This is a genomic window from Muricoccus pecuniae (genome assembly GCF_014199205.1).
Classification (GTDB): domain Bacteria; phylum Pseudomonadota; class Alphaproteobacteria; order Acetobacterales; family Acetobacteraceae; genus Roseomonas; species Roseomonas pecuniae.
Map to the genome: position 1 here is coordinate 74,363 of NZ_JACIJD010000004.1, position 15,937 is coordinate 90,299.

Here is a 15,937-nt window from a genome sequence, read left to right on the forward strand (position 1 = left end):
GGGTTGGGCCTACACGGCGAGCGCCTGTTTCGGACTGCCGACGGGGGCATAGACCCCTCGCTCACCCTCGATGACCGTGAACCGGTCCGTCAGGCCAAGCACGGTTTCCGCTCCCCCGAGGTAGAGAACACCGTCCGGTGCCAGCCGCTCCGCCAGAGCCGAGAGGACGCGGGTCTTGGTCGGCGCATCGAAGTAGATCAGCACGTTGCGGCAGAAGACGACGTCGAAGCGGCCGAGATGTCGCAGGTCGGCGAGCAGGTTCCCCGTCTCGAATCGGGCTACGGCACGCATCGCTTCAGAAATACGCCACTGCCCCCCTTCCTGCTTGAAGTGCTTCACCAGCATCTGCACGGGCAGGCCACGCTGCACCTCGAACTGGGAATAGACCCCCTCCCGCGCGCGTCGGACGACCTCAACGCTCAGATCCGTCCCGACGACCTCGATTCGCGAGAGCAAACCCAGCGACTCGGCCACCATGGCGACGGAGTACGCCTCCTGCCCTGTCGAGCACGCGGCGGAGAGCACCCGCAGCTTGGCTCCCGCTCCTCGCGCGGAGATGAGCCGGGGCAGCACGCGCCGGAGGTGGTCGAAAGGCTTGCCGTCGCGGAAGAAGAAGGACTCGTTCGTCGTGAGCGCCTCCGTCACCGCGGCGGCCAGTCGCTCCGTCCCAGGCGACCGCAGCTTGGCGGCCAGGGAGTCGAGATTTCCAAAACCCTCCGCACGCATCAGCCCGCCTAGCCGCGTGTCGAGCATGTATGCCTTATCGGCGCCCAGCACGATGCCGGCCCGGCTACGGACAAGCGCTGCGATCGTATCGAAAGCTGCTCCGCTCACAACGCTATCCTCTTCGATTCCGAGTGGCCGGCCTCCGCCGTGATCGCCGCCGCGCGCGCCGCCAAGCGGTCCGGCGGCAGCAACTCCCGCGCGAGACCGGCGCGCGCCACGGCGCCCGGCATTCCCCAAACCACGGATGATGCTTCATCCTGCGCGAGCACCGTGCCGCCCGCTGCGACCAGCCCGCGGCAACCCACCAATCCATCCTGCCCCATCCCGGTCAGGATGACGGCCAGCACACGCCCGTCACAGGCACGCTGGGCGCTGCGAAGCATCGGATCCACTGCCGGACGACAGAAATTCTCGGGCGGGTCATCCCTCAGCCGGGCTACGAGGCCCGAGGTGCCCCGCTCGACAAGCAGATGCCGATCTCCAGGCGCCAGATAGGCATGCCCGGCCCGCAACAGGTCTCCATCCTTCGCCTCAGCCACCCGCAAGGGGCCAACACGGTCGAGATGGTCCGCAAGCATGGCCGTGAAGCCCGCCGGCATATGCTGCACGATCACGACCGGTACCGGAGGAGTGGGCACCAGAGCGCGCAGGAAACTGGCGAGAGCTTGCGGCCCACCTGTCGACGATCCCACCGCAAGCAAGGCGGGCGCGCCGGCGTTGCGCGGCGCCGCTGCGGGCACGACGCGAGGCATCACCTGCGTCGGTGAGGCAGGTGCGGCAGGCTTGCGGCGCATGCGCGCCCAGCCCTTCACCTTCTCCAGCAGCTCCGAACGGAAGTTGGGATCCATCGCCCCGCCGCCAGCCGCACCGGGCTTGGGGATGTAGTCGGACGCGCCGGCGCGCAGCGCCGCCATCGCCGCCGCTGCGCCTCGCTGGGTCAGCGCACTGGCCACGATCACGATGGGCCGTGGCTCAGCGCGCAGCAGTAAGGGCAGCGCCGTCATGCCGTCCATCACCGGCATCTCGAGGTCGAGCAGGACCACGTCGGGCCGTGCGGTCGGAAGGGCATCGAGGGCCTGACGGCCATCCCCCACGCGCGAGACCACCTCGATGGCCGGATCAGCGCCCAGCAGCCGGCCGAGAATCCCGCGCACGGTCGCGCTGTCGTCGCAGACCATGACGCGGACCCGGCGCCCGCCAGGATGCAGCCCATCCGGCACTGGCGCGGGTAGCCGGCCGCTCACGCAGCCTCGTCGGGCAGCAGCCCCAGCACTTCGAGCTTGCCCGCGAGAATCGCATCGTCGAAGGGCTTCATGATGTATTCCTGCGCGCCGCTCTCGAGCGCGGTCACGATTCGGGAGAAGTCGCTCTCCGTCGTGCACAGCATGATCCGCGGCTCATCCGGCCCGAACTCCTCCCGCGCATGACGCAGGAAGGTGATCCCGTCCATCACGGGCATGTTCCAGTCCAGCAGCACAAGCTTCGGCAGCGCCGCGCGGCAGGCCTCCAGGGCCTGCTGGCCATCCTCCGCTTCACGCACCTCGAAGCCGCGCGCCTCTAGCATCCGGCGCGCAGCGCGCCGGACGGTGCGGCTGTCATCCACCACCAGGCAGTCGAGCATCGCCTCTCTCCTCAACCGATGTCCAGGACGCGATCCACGTCCAGCATGATGAGCAGGCGCGCCGCCCCACCCTCCTGACCGCTGCCGGGCACGTTCTGGTAAACGCCCGCGCAAACATCCCGCCAGAGCGGGTCCAGCGTCGGAGGGTTGGGCGCCAGGCCGGCTTCGGGCAGGGCGAGCACATCGCCGACAGAATCGGCCAGAAGGGCGTAGAGCTCGCCACCGCCCTCCACCACGACGCTCATCGGGGCGCTCGCGCCCGGCTCCCGCGGCGGCAGCCCCAGCCGGCGCCGCAGGTCCACGGCCGTTACGATACGACCGCGCAGGTTCAGCCCGCCCGCCACCTCGGGGGGCGCGAGCGGGATCGGCGTGATCGCCTGGGCCCCGAGGATGTCACGCACCCCGAGGACCGGCACTCCGCAGAGTTGCCCAGCGACGGTCAGGGTAAGGATGGCCGTGTCCGCCGCGGCATGCGAGGCGGTGTTACGGCGGGGAGCGATTGCAGCTTCCATGTTCAGCTCCTGCTCAGTGCAGCGCGTTCGGGACGAGGCAGCCGCGCAGCGCGTCCAGCAGCGCGTCGCGGTCGAACTTCGGAACATGCCGGTCAAAGCCGGCCTCGGCGCTCCGCCGGACCCATTCCTCGTCGGAGTGCGAAGTCAGCGCCACCATCGGCGTGCGATTCCAGGAACCACCATCCCGTACGGCGCGGGCCAGCCCGAGGCCATCGAGTTCCGGCATCTCGATATCGGAAACGATGACGTCGAAGAGCTCGCCCGCTTCACGAAGCTTGAGGGCCTGGGCTCCGGTCGTCGTCGCGACGACTTCGAAACCGGCGGCGCCGAGGGCGGGGACGAGCATGTTGCGGAAGAAGGCGCTGTCCTCCACGACCAGCAGACGCTTGCGCTGGCCGGTCGCGTTGCGCTGCGGGCCGAACCAGTCGTCGCCCGCCTGGCGCAGCCACCAGGCGCAGTCGATGACCTCCGTGGCCCGCCCCGAGATCACGGCGGTTCCGAGGTAGCCCGGCCTCTCCGGGCCGCTCTCGATGTTCAGGGCTTCCTCAACCACGTCGAGGATCTCGTCCACCATCAGACCCATCGCGCGGCCGCCGTCGTTGAAGACGAGGACGGCCTGGCGCCCGCCGGGCGCCGGCGGCATCCACCCATCCCCGATTGGCACGAGCGGCATCAAGGCGCCGCGGTACTGCACCACCGGCTGGCCGTGCGACATCTCGATGCGCTCCTGCGGAAGGTCCTCCAGCCTCGCGACGAGGCCGAGCGGCACCGCGCGCGGGCCACCATCGCCGGCCCGGAACAGGAGCAGGGACATCTTCTCGGACGAGCTGGCACTTGCCACCGCGGTTCCGCGCCGATCCTCCTGAACGCCCTCGGCGCCGACGCCGGTCGCCCGGGCGATGCCGTTGGGGTCCAGGATCATGATCACGGATCCGTCGCCCAGGATGGTGTTGCCGCTGAACATCGTCACGTGGCGCAGGATCGGCGCCACCGGCTTCACCACGATCTCCTCGGTGTCGAAGACCTTGTCCACGATGATGCCGAACAGGTTCTGGCCAACCTGCGTGACGACGACGAAGCCGCCGGTTCCCGCCTCCGACGTCTCGTCCAGCCGCAGGAGGCGGGACAGGGATACCAGCGGCAGCAGCCGGTCGCGCAGGCGCAGCACCGGCGCGTCCTTGATATGCATCACCCCGTCGCCAGCGCGCACCAGTTCCACCACGCCGATCTGCGGGATGGCGAAGCGCTCGCCCCCGGCCTCGACGATCAGCGCCGAGACGATGGCGAGCGTGAGGGGGATCTTGATGAGGAAGGTGGTGCCCCGCCCCTCGCGGGAGCGCAGGTCGATCGTGCCGCCGATCTTCTCCACATTCGTGCGCACGACATCCATGCCGACGCCGCGGCCGGAGACGGAGGTCACCGCGGCCGCGGTCGAGAAGCCGGCGCGGAAGATGAAGCGCTGGATGTCGCGCTCCCCCATCCCCGCCAGCTCCTGCTCGGTCGCGAGGCCCTGGGCCAGCGCCTTGGCGCGGATCTTGTCCACCGCGAGGCCACGACCGTCGTCGCTCACCTCGATGATGATGTGGCCGCCCTCGTGATAGGCGTCGAGCGTGATGCGCCCGGCATCCGGCTTGCCGGCCTCGCGCCGCTCCGCCGTGCTCTCCAGCCCGTGGTCGCCGGAGTTGCGGACCATATGGGTCAGGGGGTCGCGGATCATCTCCAGCACCTGCCGGTCGAGCTCCGTCTCGGCCCCGCGCATCTCCAGCTCGATCTTCTTGCCCAGCTCGCGGGAGAGGTCGCGCACCAGCCTCGGCAGGCCCTTCCAGGCATTGCCGATCGGCTGCATGCGCGTCTTCATCACCCCCTCCTGCAACTCGGAGGTGATGTGGGAGAGCCGCTGCAGCGGCCCGGTCAGCGCGCTGTCCTCCCGCGCGCGGGAGAGCTGGAGGAGCTGGTTGCGCGTGAGCACGAGCTCGCTCACCAGCGTCATCAGGCTCTCCAGCACGTCCACGTTCACGCGCAGCGTCTGGGCCACAGCCACGGCCTCGCCGGCCGGCGCGGCGGCAGGCTCGGCGGGAGCCGGCGCCGGCGCGGCAGGAACCTTCTCCTCCACGATGGCCGGCAGAGCGGCGACCACGGGCGGCTCGGGGGGGCTGTCCTCCGCGCTGGGGCGCGGCGACGGCTTGCGCTTCGCGGTTGCCCGCTTCTTCGCGGAGGGCTCCGGGGAAGCCGGGGCGGGTTCGGGAGCCGCCTCGGGCGCGTCCTCGGCCAGGGCCTGGCCGGTGAAGACCGCGTCCAGCTCGGCGATGATGGCCGAGTCGTCGCCTGCCGGCTCGGACCCCGTCGCCTCCAGGCCGCTCATGATCTCCCGCACCCGGTCCACCACGCGCAGGATCAGCGAGACGCCCGCGGAGGTGACGGCCAGCGAGCCGTCACGGTAGCGGCCGAGGACGTTCTCCCCCGCATGGGCCACCTTCTCCAGCCGCGAGAGGCCGAGGAACCCGCAGGTTCCCTTGATGGTGTGGATCAGGCGAAAGATCTCGCCGATCGTCTGGGGGTCGTCGGGATGCCGCTCCAGCCGAAGCAGTGCGGCATCCAGCCCGGCCAGTCCCTCGCCCGTCTCAGTCAGAAAGTCGGCGATCAAGTCGTCCATCGGAACCTCGTGATCCGTCGTTCCGGCCAAATTGCCAGCGGGACACGAAGATTCCGTAAAGCGCGCGCCGTCAGGCGGAGTGGGCGAGCTCGCTCCGGCGCGGCATCAGGGTCAGCGGGGCAGCAGCGGGGCCGCCCATCGCGAGCGACACCTCCATCCCCGCCGCTTCGCACAGATGCAGCAGCAGCGGGCCCAGAACGTCGCGCGGCCCCGCCACGGGCTCGCCGGCCAGGGCGGCCGTCAGCCCCGATGGCCAGGCGGCGTTCCGCCCTTCGGGCCAGATCGCGAGGCCCGATTCCTGGCCCGCCAGGTGCACGACGCCGCCGCGTGGCAGCGCCTCGCTGCCCAGGAGCGCCGCGATCAGAAGGGCCTGGGCGAGCGGGGCGCGGAGCGGGATATCGGGCAAGCCTGACACGTCGGCCGTCACGCGGCCGCTCGCCAGGGCGCCTTCGAGAAGGTCCGCCATGGACTGCCGGTCCAGCGGGCCGGTTCCGGCTCCGGCCGCGGCGCGCCAGAGGCGCAGGCGCCGCCGCATCGCGTCCGCCCCGTCCCGCGCCACGGAGAGCGCCTCTTCCGGCGCCTCCTCGGCAAGGTCGAGGGCACCGGACAGGGCCCCCAGGGGGCCACCGATGTCGTGGCAGATACGGGCACACAGGTCCTGCGTGAGCGCAAGATCGTCCATAGAAGATCCTCTTGGGAGGGGGCCTGCCGCTTGTGCCCCCGCGGGACTTGATGGCTAGTAAAGCCGTTCGGGTCGGGAAAGCCGTGGCCCCTGCCGCGAGGAGGAACCTGCCGGATGATGTCGGAGGGGGTTTTCGAGCCGGGTCAACTCGTCCGCCACCCCGGGAAGCCGGAGTGGGGCATGGGCCAGGTGCAGTCCGTCATCGGAGACCGTGTGACCGTGAACTTCGAGAATGCCGGGAAGCTCCTGATCAACACGTCCAACACGACCCTCGACATCATCGACGAAACAAGATCTTGAGCTGACCGTTGCAGATCCTCGCCGAAGCGGTCCTGAACGCCCCGTTCCTCATCGCCGTCCTCGCGACAGGGATAGCGGGGCTGATGCGCGGCTATTCCGGCTTCGGCACCGCCGTTCTTCTCGCACCGGTCTTCTCCACCCTCTGGGGCCCGAAGGCGGGGGTGCCGGTCGTCCTGCTGATGGAGTTGCTGGTCTCCGCCCAGCTCCTGCCGCGCGCGATCGGGGAGGCGGACCGGCGGATGGTCCTCCCCATCGGGCTCGCGGCGGTGCTGGCCATGCCCCTGGGGTCGCTGGTCCTTCTGGCGGCCGATGGCACGGTGCTGCGCCGGGCGATCGGCGCGCTCGTGCTCGGCTTCGGCCTGGTCCTGCTCTCGCCCTGGCGCTACCACGGTGCCCGCCCGCTCGGGCTCAACCTCGTCGTCGGTGCCGTCAGCGGGCTGCTCAAGGGCTCCACAGGCATGTCCGGCCCTCCCGTCATTCTCTATTTCCTCTCCGGCCCGGAGGAGGCGAGGCGCCACCGCGCCAACTTCATCCTCTTCTTCGGGGTGATCGGCGTAGCATCCATCGTGCCGCCACTGCTAACCGGGCTGATCGACGCCCCCGCCCTCCTCCGGTCGGCGGCCCTGCTTCCGGTGCTCCTGCTCTGCGTCCGGGCGGGATCGCGCCTGTTCCACCACATCCCCCCCGCATGGTACCGGCGCTTCGCCTTCGGTGCCCTCGTCGCCGCGGGCGGAATCGCGCTGCTGGGATAGCCCCCGCATCTTGCGCGAGGGGGGGTGGCTCGCCCAAATTGCCTCTTATTCCCAGGAGCGCCCCCCATCATGCTCGATCCGTTCGGTCGGCGGATCTCCTACCTCCGCGTCTCGGTGACGGATCGTTGCGATCTCCGCTGCGTCTACTGCATGTCGGAGGACATGACCTTCCTGCCGAAGAAGGACCTCCTCACCCTTGAGGAGCTGGAGCGGCTCTGCGGCGCCTTCATCGACCTCGGCGTGGACCGGATCCGCCTTACGGGCGGGGAGCCGCTGGTGCGGCGCGGGGTGATGCAGCTCTTCGGGGGGCTGGGCCGCCGAATCGGCGAGGGCGGGCTGCGGGAGCTGACCGTCACCACCAACGGCACCCAGCTCACGAAGATGGCCGACGACCTGTTCCGGGCCGGCGTGCGCCGCATCAACGTCTCCCTGGACACGCTGGACCCCGAGACCTTCAAGGCGATCACGCGCTGGGGGCGGCTGGAGAGTACGCTGGACGGCATCTTCGCGGCCAAGGCGGCCGGGTTGGGGGTGAAGATCAACGCCGTGGCGCTGAAGGGCGTGAACGAGCACGAGATCGACCGCATGATCGCCTGGTGCGGGGAGCACGGCTTCGAGCTGACGCTGATCGAGACCATGCCCATGGGCGATGTCTCGGGCGACCGGACCGACCAGTACCTTCCGCTGTCGACCGTCCGCCAGCGGATCGCGCAGAACTGGACCCTGGTGCCGAGCGACCACCGCACCGGCGGCCCCGCCCGCTACGACACGGTGGCCGAGACCGGGCGCCGGATCGGCTTCATCACCCCGATGAGCCACAACTTCTGCGAGTCCTGCAACCGCGTGCGCCTGACCTGCACCGGCACTCTTTATATGTGCCTGGGCCAGGAGGACGCGGCCGATCTCCGCGCCCCCCTCCGCGACCCCTCCCTGGGCGAGGCAGGGTTGCGGGACGCGATCCTGTCTGCCATCGCACGCAAGCCGAAGGGGCATGACTTCGTCATCGGCCGCGATGCCCGCCCCTCCGTGGGCCGGCATATGAGTGTGACGGGCGGCTAGGAGGGTTATCGCGCGTGCTGGATTCGGAACTCGTCGCCAGGCTGGCGATCCCGGGCCTGCCGGAGTGGAGCGGGCTCGTCATCCTCCTCCTCGGCCTGCTCTTCCTCGCGGCCTTCCTGATGATGCCCTTCAGCGTCTTCGGCCTGAAGTCGCGGCTGGACGCCATCGAGGCCCAGCTCGACGACGTGCAGCAGGAGATCCGCAGCCTCGCCCTGCGCCTGCCCGAGCCGGGCCTGCGCCGCCGCGCCCCGGCCGTGGACGAGACCTACGACGAGCTGCCGGACCCCGTCCGGCCGGAGCCGCCGGTGCGGGAGGACCGGGCGCCGCGCATGACGCCCCCCATCCCGCCGCCCCCTACCTGGCCCGATGACGCGCGCGGCCCGGGCCGCCGCACCGAGCCCCGACTGGGCGGCCCGCGCCGCTAGGGGCCACACCCCGGCAGGCTGTCCCTGGAGCCGCCGTTCCCCCTGATCGGCTCCAGCCCCCATCGAAGCGCGGCGCGCCTTGGCCTATTCTCCCGGCATGCCGCCGCGCCGCCCCGCCGACCAGGATCTCTTCGGCGCCCCCGAGCCCACGGCGGGGGAGACCACCCCTGCAGGGGCCCCGCGTCCCCTCGCCGACCGCCTTCGTCCCCACAGCCTCCCGGAGGTGGTCGGGCAGGATCACCTGCTCGGCCCCGGGGGGGCGCTGCGCCGCATGCTGGACCGCGGGGCGCTGGCCTCCCTCATCCTCTGGGGTCCCCCGGGGGTGGGGAAGACCACCATCGCCCGGCTGCTGGCCGAGGCCGCGGGGCTGCGCTTCGCCGCCCTCTCCGCCGTGTTCAGCGGCGTCGCCGACCTCAAGCGCGCCTTCGACGAGGCCCGCGCCCGCCGCGCGGCGGGGCAGGCGACGCTTCTCTTCGTGGACGAGATCCACCGCTTCAACCGCGCCCAGCAGGACGGCTTCCTGCCCGTGGTGGAGGACGGGACGGTGGTGCTCGTCGGCGCGACGACGGAGAACCCGAACTTCGCCCTCAACAACGCGCTGCTCTCCCGCTGCCGCGTCCTTACCCTGCGGCGGCTGGACGACGCGGCGCTGGAACTGCTCCTCGCCCGCGCCGAGGCCGAAACCGGGCAGCCCCTTCCCCTGTCCCCGGAGGCCCGGACCGCCCTCCGCGCCCTGGCCGACGGCGACGGCCGCAACCTCCTCAACATGGCCGAGCAGCTCCTCGCCCTGCCCGAGGGCACGCCCCCGCTTGCCCCGGAGGAGCTGCCCGCGCTTCTCTCCCGCCGCCCCGCGCGGGATGACGGGCCGGGGACGGAGCACGCAAGCCAGATCTCCCCCACCATCACGGGGGACCGGGGGAGCGAGCTGAACGGCCTTCTCTCCGCCTTCCACAAGTCGCTCCGGGGATCGGACGTGCAGGCCGCCCTCTACTACGCCGCCCGGATGATGGTGATGGGGGAGGAGACGGCGCCGACGATCTTCCGCCGCCTCGCCTGCGCGGCCTCGGAGGACGTGGGCATGGCGGACCCCCAGGCCCTGCCCCAGGTCCTCGCCGCCTGGGACGCCTTCCGCAGGATCGGCTGGCCGGAGGCGCATCTCTTCATGGGCCAGGCGGTCGTCTATGTCGCGACCGCGCCGAAATCCAACGCGACCCACCTCGCCTTCACCCGCGCGCTCGCCCTGGCCGAGCGGACCTCAGCGCTCCGCCCGCCGCTGCATATCCTCAACGCCCACACGAAGATCCTGGCCGATCTCGGCCACGGCGCCGGCTACCGCTACGACCATGACGAGCCCGACGCCTTCGCCGGCCAGGAGTTCTTCCCCGACGACCTCGCGGGGGAGCGGCGCCCGGAGTTCTACGAGCCGACGCCGCGCGGCTTCGAGCGCGACATCGGCAAGCGCCTCGATTTCTGGGCCCGCCGCCGCGGCCATCGCTGACCCACGCGCCTTGTCCTCGCGGCCGCGCGCCCTAACTTCCCCCGCCCCTGCCGCACCCTGGCCGTGGCCGGGGAGAGGAGCCGCCCATGCCGAACGAGTTCGCCCCCGAGGTTCTCGCCGCCTTCGCCGAGCTGGAGAGGGCCGGCTTCGTGCAGGGCGATGCGACGGCCCAGCCCCTCGATGCGGCCCGGGCGGACACGCGCCGCTTCCAGGCCTTCCTCAACGGCGACCCCGTGCCCCTGCGGGAGGTGGAGGAGGTGACGATCGCGGGCGGGCTGCGCCTGCGCCTCTATCACCCGGACAGCCCTGCCCCCCGCCCGGCCCTGCTGCACGTCCATGGTGGCGGCTTCGCCTTCGGCACGATCGACACGCTGGACCGCTGGAAGCGCGAGATCGCGCGCGACGCCGGGGTGACGGTGGTGGGGCTGGAATACGCCCTCTCGCCCGAGAACACCTATCCCACGGCGCTGGAGCAGGTGCTGGCCGCCCTGCGCTGGCTGCGCGAGGGAGCCGCCTCCTACGGCATCGACAGCGCGCGCCTAGCCGTCTCCGGGGACTCGGCGGGCGGCAACCTCGCCCTCGCCGCCCTTCTGCGCCTGCGCGACGCGGGCGAGCCGCTGCCGCGCTGCGGCGCCATCATCTACGGCATGCTCTCGGCCGAGCACGACTCGCCCTCCCATCGCGCCTTCGGCGGCGGGGAGTACGGACTCTCCACCGCCAAGCTCGACTGGTTCTGGTCCCAGTATCTCGGCCCCACCCCGCGCGAGGACAGCGGCGCCGCGCCGCTGCGGGCCGATCTCCACGGCCTACCCCCCCTGCTGCTGCTGGCCGCGGCGCTCGATCCCCTGCTGGACGACACGCTCAAGCTCGCCCCGCGGCTCACCGAGGCGGGGGTGCCGCACACGCTCCGGGTGATCGAGGGCGTCCATCACGGCTTCATCGCCTGGACCCGCCTTCTCCCCCAGGCCCGGGCCGCGCGCGAGGCGGTGGTGGAGTCGCTGCGCCGGCACCTCGGCTGAGCCGCCCGCGCCAACCGCCACCCTCCCCCGGGCGTTCCATCGGGGACAGCGAGGAGGGCTCGACCATGACTGCCAGAGCGCCGGAGGGCCCCAAGGCCGATTTCGGGCCCGGGGAGGCTTCCGACTCCGCCATCCCCCGCCCGCCCTCCCCGCAGGGCCTGGACGAGTTGAGCAAGGCGCAGGGCCTCATCACCGACGAGTGGACGGGCGAGCCCCCCGCGGAGGGCGGCAAGGCGCCGGAAAACGGGGACTCCCGGCCGGTCGAGGGGGAGTAGCCGCCGCGCGGTCCCGCGCCGCGTTAACGATCCGACAACACTCCCGGTCCATCCTGCCCCCAGAGCCGCAGGATGCAGCGCATGGATGCCTTTCCCACGCCCGACCTCAACCCGGTCGAGCCCCTATCCTTCAGTGCCCAGGCCTTCCGGCTGCGCAGCCTCTTCCCGACCCCGCTGCTGATGGCGCCGGTGAACGGCGCCCCGGCCCTGAACGCTCCCCTGCGCGAAGCCATCCTCGCCCGCGCCGCGGGGTGCGAGGGGGTGCAGCGCAACAACAACGGCGGCTGGCAGTCCGACGACGATTTCTGGTCCTGGTCCGGCCCGGCCGGCGCCGCCCTGCTGGACGCCGCCACGGGGCTGGTGAACGCCTTCACGGGCCTCAAGAACGCCGATGGAGAGGCCCTTCCGGGCGGACCGGTCTGGCGCAGCAACGCCTGGGCGAACGTGAACCGGGCCGGGGACGCGAACCACCCCCACCACCATCCCGGCGCCTTCTGGTCCGGCGTCTACTGGGTCGATGCCGGGGACGGGTCGGGCGGCGAGTTCGAGATCCACGATCCCCGCGGCATCCTGCCCAGTTTCTTCGCCCCGCAGCTCCGCATGGCGCTGCCCGGCTGCCTCAGCGCGGGTCTGACGGACTACATCACGCCCGAGACGGGCACGATGCTCATCTTCCCCGCCTGGCTCGTCCATGCGGTGCGCCACTATCACGGGGAGCGGCCGCGCATCTCGGTGGCCTTCAACTTCTCCGTCTAAAAGAGGGCGGGGCGCGCATAAAAGCCGGGCGGAACTCGACGCGCGCCCCCGTCGTCGCTACCTCCCCCTCATGCCCGCCGCCCTGATCACCGTGACCGAGGATGAGGCCGATCTGCGCCTCGACCGCTGGTTCCGCCGCCATCACCCGAACCTTACCCAGGGCGCGTTGCAGAAGATGCTCCGCACCGGCCAGGTCCGGGTGGATGGCAAGCGCGCCGAAACCGGCACCCGCCTTGCCCCGGGGCAGCAGGTGCGCGTGCCCCCGATGCCCGAGGCGCCACCGCCCGAGCCATCCCGCCCCGCCGTCTCCGAGCGCGATGCCGCCATGCTGGAGCGTCTGGTGATCTACCGCGACGACTCGGTGATCGCCCTGGACAAGCCGCACGGCCTGCCCGTGCAGGGCGGCCCGGGGATCGCCCGGCATCTCGACGGCATGCTCGACGCCCTGCGCTTCGGCCATGAGGAGCGCCCCCGCCTCGTCCACCGGCTCGACCGCGACACCTCGGGCGTGCTGCTCCTGGCGCGCAGCGCCGGGGCGGCGGCGAGGCTGGCGGCGGCCTTCCGCGGGCGGGACGCGCAGAAGACCTACTGGGCCCTGGTGGTCGGCCGCCCGCACCCGCTGGCGGGGCGGATCAACATGCCGCTCGCGCGCCAGGGCGGGCCACGTGGCGAGCGCACCGCCCCCGCGGAGGAGGGCGAGGAAGGAGCCCACGCCATCACCGATTTCCGCGTGGTGGACAACGCCCGCAAGCACGTCTCCTGGCTGGAGATGAACCCGCTCACCGGCCGGACCCACCAGCTCCGCGTCCACGCCGCCGCCGCGCTGAAATGCCCGATCCTGGGGGACGGCAAGTATGGCGGGGCGGCGGCGCATCTGGAGGGCATGTCGGGCCTGCTCCATCTCCATGCCCGCTCCATCGAGCTGCCGCATCCCGAGGGCGGAACCCTCTCCGTCTCGGCGCCGCTTCCGCCCCATATGAACGAGAGCTTCGCCTTCCTCGGCTTCGACCGCCCGCGCACCCCGCCCACCCGCCGGACTCGCTGAACCCCGCCCCCGGGAGCCACGCCATGCCCCAGCCCGCCTCCCCCGGGCGGCCCGCAGCGCCGCCCCCTCGCCCGCCCGGCCGCCTCCGCCGGTGGCGGCCCTGGCTGATTGCGCTCGGGCTCCTCGTCCTCGGCCTGCCGCTCGCGGGCTATGGCGCGCTCTGGGCTGCGCTGCGGACGGACGCCATCCGCCCCCGGATCGAGTCGGCAGTGGAGGCTGCGACGGGGCGCCGCTTCACCCTGGGCGCCGTCACCCTTCGCCCCGCCCTCGTCCCCACCATCGGGCTCGACTCCCCGGTCCTGGCCAATCCGCCCGGCTTCTCCCGCCCGGAGATGCTGCGCGCCCGGCGGATCGAGGCGGAGCTGGCGCTGGTCCCGCTCCTCTCGCGCCAGGTGGAGCTGCGGCGCGTCGCCCTCATCGAGCCGGACCTGCTGCTGGAGACCGATGCCGCGGGACGGGTGAACTGGGATTTCACACGTCCGCAGCCGCAGGCCTCCGCTCCCGCCACCCCTGCCATCCCCGCGGCGGAACCCTCACACCCCTTCGGCTTCGAGGTGGAGTCGGTGGTGCTGGAGCGAGGCCGCCTCACTTGGCGCGGGCCGGGCGGGGAGGAGGTGCTGGAGCTTCCCCGTCTCACCCTTCGCGGCTCGGAGCGCGGGATTCTCGTCGAGGGGCAGGCCGTGGCGCGCGGCATCGCGGCCACGGTGAACGGCAGTACCGGGCCACTCGGCGCGCTGCTCGCGGGCGGGACGGGCGAATGGCCCTTCCGCGCCGGCCTCTCCGCCCCCGGGCTCAACGCCGAGGCGAGCGGCGCCCTCGCCCTTCCCTTCCGTCCCGATGGCTGGCGCGCCCGCCTCGCCGCCACGGCAGATGCCGCATCCCGCCTCGCCCCGCTCCTCCCCGGCACGGCCCTGCCGGAGGCGCGCAACCTCTCCCTCGTGGCCGAGACAGGTGGCGCGGCGGGGCTGGCGGCGCTCCACGCCTCCGTGGCGGAGCTTGGAATCCCGCTCGCCGGTCGCCGCCTCGTCCTCGGCCCGGCCCAGTTGGACGCGCCCTCGCCGGAGGCGCCCGTCGCCCTCTCCGGCACGCTGCGGCTGGGGGAATTGCCGCTGGCCCTCACCGCCGGGGGGCCGAACCTCGCCGCGCTGCGCGCCGAGGGGGCGATCCCCCTGACCCTCCGGCTGGAGGGAGAGGGCCTCGCCGCCTCGCTGGCCGGGGCCCTCGCGCCCGGGCGGCGGATCGAGGGGACGGAGTGGCAGCTCTCCCTCCGCGCGGCCGATCTCCGCTCCCTCGGGGCCCGCGCCGGGACGCCCGGCCTGCCCGCCCTGCACGACGCCGCGCTGGATGGGCCGCTGCGCCTTCTCGCCGAGGGAGCCGACCTGCCCGGCCTCACCCTCGCCGCGCGCGAGGCCGCCGGGCGCGCCAGCCTCTCCTTCCGCCGGGCCGAGCCGCTGCCGCGCGTGACCCTGCGGGCAGAATTCGATCGCGTGGATGCGGATGCCCTGTCGGCTTCCCCGCCCCCCGCCGCCCCCCCGGCGCCCGCACCGGCCCAACCCGCGCCGGCCCAGCCCGCGCCGGCCGCAGCGCCCGCTGCTCCTCCGCCTGCCCGGCCGGACGGGCGGGTCATCCCGGACCAGCCCCTCGACCTCACCGCCATCCGCGACGCCCCCCTCGCCCTGGATGCCGAGGCCACCGTCGCCACCCTGCGCCTGGGCAGTGCGGAGTGGCGCGGCGTCTCGCTGCGGGCCGTACTGGACGAGCGGGCCCTGCGGCTGGAGCGCTTCGCGGCCGCGACGCCGGGCGGGCCGGTCACGGGCGCCGGCGCCGCCGAGGTGGGCGGCCCCCTGCCGCGCCTCGCTCTGCGGCTACGGAGTGGCGAGGGTGGCATCGATCCCGCCCCCCTGCTGGCCGCTCTCGGCACGCGCTCGCCCATCTCCGGCCGGGCCGCGCTCGATCTCGACCTCGCTGGCGAGGGCGCGGGGCTGCGCGCCCTGGTGGGCAGCCTGGGCGGGCATCTCGGCCTCGCCATGACCGGGGGCGAGATCGATCCCTCCCTCCTGGCCGGCGCCACCCAGGCGCTGCGCGGGGTACTGCCAGAGGGAAGCGTGGGGAGCGCGGCGGAGATCCGCTGCCTCGCCCTGCGCTTCGATCTCCAGCGCGGGGTGGCGCAGTCCCGCGCCCTGCTCCTCCAGACCGGGGTGGCGAGCACCAGTGGCGGCGGGGCGGCGAATCTCGGGGACGAGACGCTCGCCTTCCGTCTCCGCCCGGTGGTGCGCGTGGGGGATGCCTCCATTACCACGCCGCTCGGCATCACCGGGCGTTTCGGCAGCCCGCGCTTCTCGCTCGATCCCAATGCCGCCACCGCGGCGGCGGCGGGGGTGCTGGGCGGCCTCGCCCGGCGCTCGGACGACCGGGACGCGGCCGCGATCGGGGGACTGGTGGAAGGGCTGCTCGGCGGACGCAGTGCCGCGGCGGCGCCGGATTGCGCGGCCCAGCTCGCCCTCGCGCGCGGCGAGGCGCCGGCCGTGGGCACGCCGCCCCCTGCACCGGAGCCGCAGCAGGGGCGGCGCCCGGCCATCAACGACCTGCTGCGCGGACTTCTCGGGCGATAGGG

General features: G+C 72.6%; 16 protein-coding genes. 10 read left to right on the top strand and 6 right to left on the bottom strand.

Annotation, left to right across the window (positions count from 1 at the left end):
- Nucleotides 1–9: 9 nt before the first annotated feature.
- The 6 genes from FHS87_RS05690 to FHS87_RS05715 all read right to left on the bottom strand — a co-directional run bounded on the left by FHS87_RS05690 (nt 10) and on the right by FHS87_RS05715 (nt 6,194).
- Complete coding sequence (locus FHS87_RS05690) at nt 10–834, bottom strand: CheR family methyltransferase (protein ID WP_184514808.1); 825 nt, start codon at nt 832–834, stop codon at nt 10–12.
- Complete coding sequence (cheB, locus tag FHS87_RS05695; RefSeq protein ID WP_184514810.1) at nt 831–1,904, bottom strand: chemotaxis-specific protein-glutamate methyltransferase CheB; 1,074 nt, start codon at nt 1,902–1,904, stop codon at nt 831–833. The genes FHS87_RS05690 and cheB overlap by 4 nt, the downstream gene beginning before the upstream one ends.
- Before the next feature lie 62 nt (nt 1,905–1,966).
- The gene (locus FHS87_RS05700) at nt 1,967–2,347 is read right to left on the bottom strand and encodes a response regulator (RefSeq protein WP_184514812.1); all 381 of its coding nucleotides are present in this window, start codon (nt 2,345–2,347) and stop codon (nt 1,967–1,969) included.
- Between the two features lie 11 nt (nt 2,348–2,358).
- Nucleotides 2,359–2,859: a chemotaxis protein CheW gene (locus FHS87_RS05705; RefSeq protein ID WP_184514814.1), complete on the bottom strand. Its 501-nt coding sequence runs from the start codon at nt 2,857–2,859 to the stop codon at nt 2,359–2,361.
- Between the two features lie 13 nt (nt 2,860–2,872).
- A complete protein-coding gene (locus FHS87_RS05710) occupies nt 2,873–5,512 on the bottom strand; it encodes a hybrid sensor histidine kinase/response regulator (RefSeq protein ID WP_184514816.1) in 2,640 nt (879 codons plus the stop codon).
- A gap of 70 nt (nt 5,513–5,582) precedes the next feature.
- Nucleotides 5,583–6,194 carry a histidine phosphotransferase family protein gene (locus FHS87_RS05715; RefSeq protein ID WP_184514817.1) on the bottom strand — a complete coding sequence of 204 codons (612 nt, stop codon included), beginning with the start codon at nt 6,192–6,194 and terminating at the stop codon, nt 5,583–5,585.
- 117 nt (nt 6,195–6,311) lie between these two features.
- Here FHS87_RS05715 and FHS87_RS05720 point away from each other — a divergent pair, with 117 nt between their 5' ends.
- From FHS87_RS05720 to FHS87_RS05765, 10 genes are all read left to right on the top strand, one after another.
- Nucleotides 6,312–6,494 (top strand): DUF3553 domain-containing protein, encoded by a 183-nt coding sequence (locus FHS87_RS05720; protein WP_184514819.1) that lies wholly within the window; start codon nt 6,312–6,314, stop codon nt 6,492–6,494.
- 8 nt (nt 6,495–6,502) lie between these two features.
- Complete coding sequence (locus tag FHS87_RS05725) at nt 6,503–7,246, top strand: sulfite exporter TauE/SafE family protein (RefSeq protein WP_246418010.1); 744 nt, start codon at nt 6,503–6,505, stop codon at nt 7,244–7,246.
- A 69-nt stretch (nt 7,247–7,315) separates the two neighbouring features.
- Nucleotides 7,316–8,305, top strand: a complete 990-nt coding sequence (moaA, locus tag FHS87_RS05730) for a GTP 3',8-cyclase MoaA (RefSeq protein ID WP_184514821.1) — start codon at nt 7,316–7,318, stop codon at nt 8,303–8,305.
- A gap of 14 nt (nt 8,306–8,319) precedes the next feature.
- The gene (locus FHS87_RS05735; RefSeq protein ID WP_184514823.1) at nt 8,320–8,730 is read left to right on the top strand and encodes a hypothetical protein; all 411 of its coding nucleotides are present in this window, start codon (nt 8,320–8,322) and stop codon (nt 8,728–8,730) included.
- 97 nt (nt 8,731–8,827) lie between these two features.
- On the top strand, nt 8,828–10,228 hold the full coding sequence (locus FHS87_RS05740; RefSeq protein ID WP_184515159.1) for a replication-associated recombination protein A: 1,401 nt from the start codon (nt 8,828–8,830) through the stop codon (nt 10,226–10,228).
- Between the two features lie 86 nt (nt 10,229–10,314).
- Complete coding sequence (locus FHS87_RS05745; protein ID WP_184514825.1) at nt 10,315–11,247, top strand: alpha/beta hydrolase; 933 nt, start codon at nt 10,315–10,317, stop codon at nt 11,245–11,247.
- Nucleotides 11,248–11,312: 65 nt separating this feature from the next.
- Nucleotides 11,313–11,522: a hypothetical protein gene (locus FHS87_RS05750; RefSeq protein WP_184514827.1), complete on the top strand. Its 210-nt coding sequence runs from the start codon at nt 11,313–11,315 to the stop codon at nt 11,520–11,522.
- A gap of 81 nt (nt 11,523–11,603) precedes the next feature.
- A complete protein-coding gene (locus FHS87_RS05755; protein WP_184514829.1) occupies nt 11,604–12,278 on the top strand; it encodes a TIGR02466 family protein in 675 nt (224 codons plus the stop codon).
- 70 nt (nt 12,279–12,348) lie between these two features.
- Complete coding sequence (locus FHS87_RS05760) at nt 12,349–13,323, top strand: RluA family pseudouridine synthase (RefSeq protein ID WP_184514831.1); 975 nt, start codon at nt 12,349–12,351, stop codon at nt 13,321–13,323.
- 23 nt (nt 13,324–13,346) lie between these two features.
- Complete coding sequence (locus FHS87_RS05765) at nt 13,347–15,935, top strand: AsmA family protein (RefSeq protein WP_184514833.1); 2,589 nt, start codon at nt 13,347–13,349, stop codon at nt 15,933–15,935.
- The last annotated feature ends 2 nt before the right edge of the window (nt 15,936–15,937 follow it).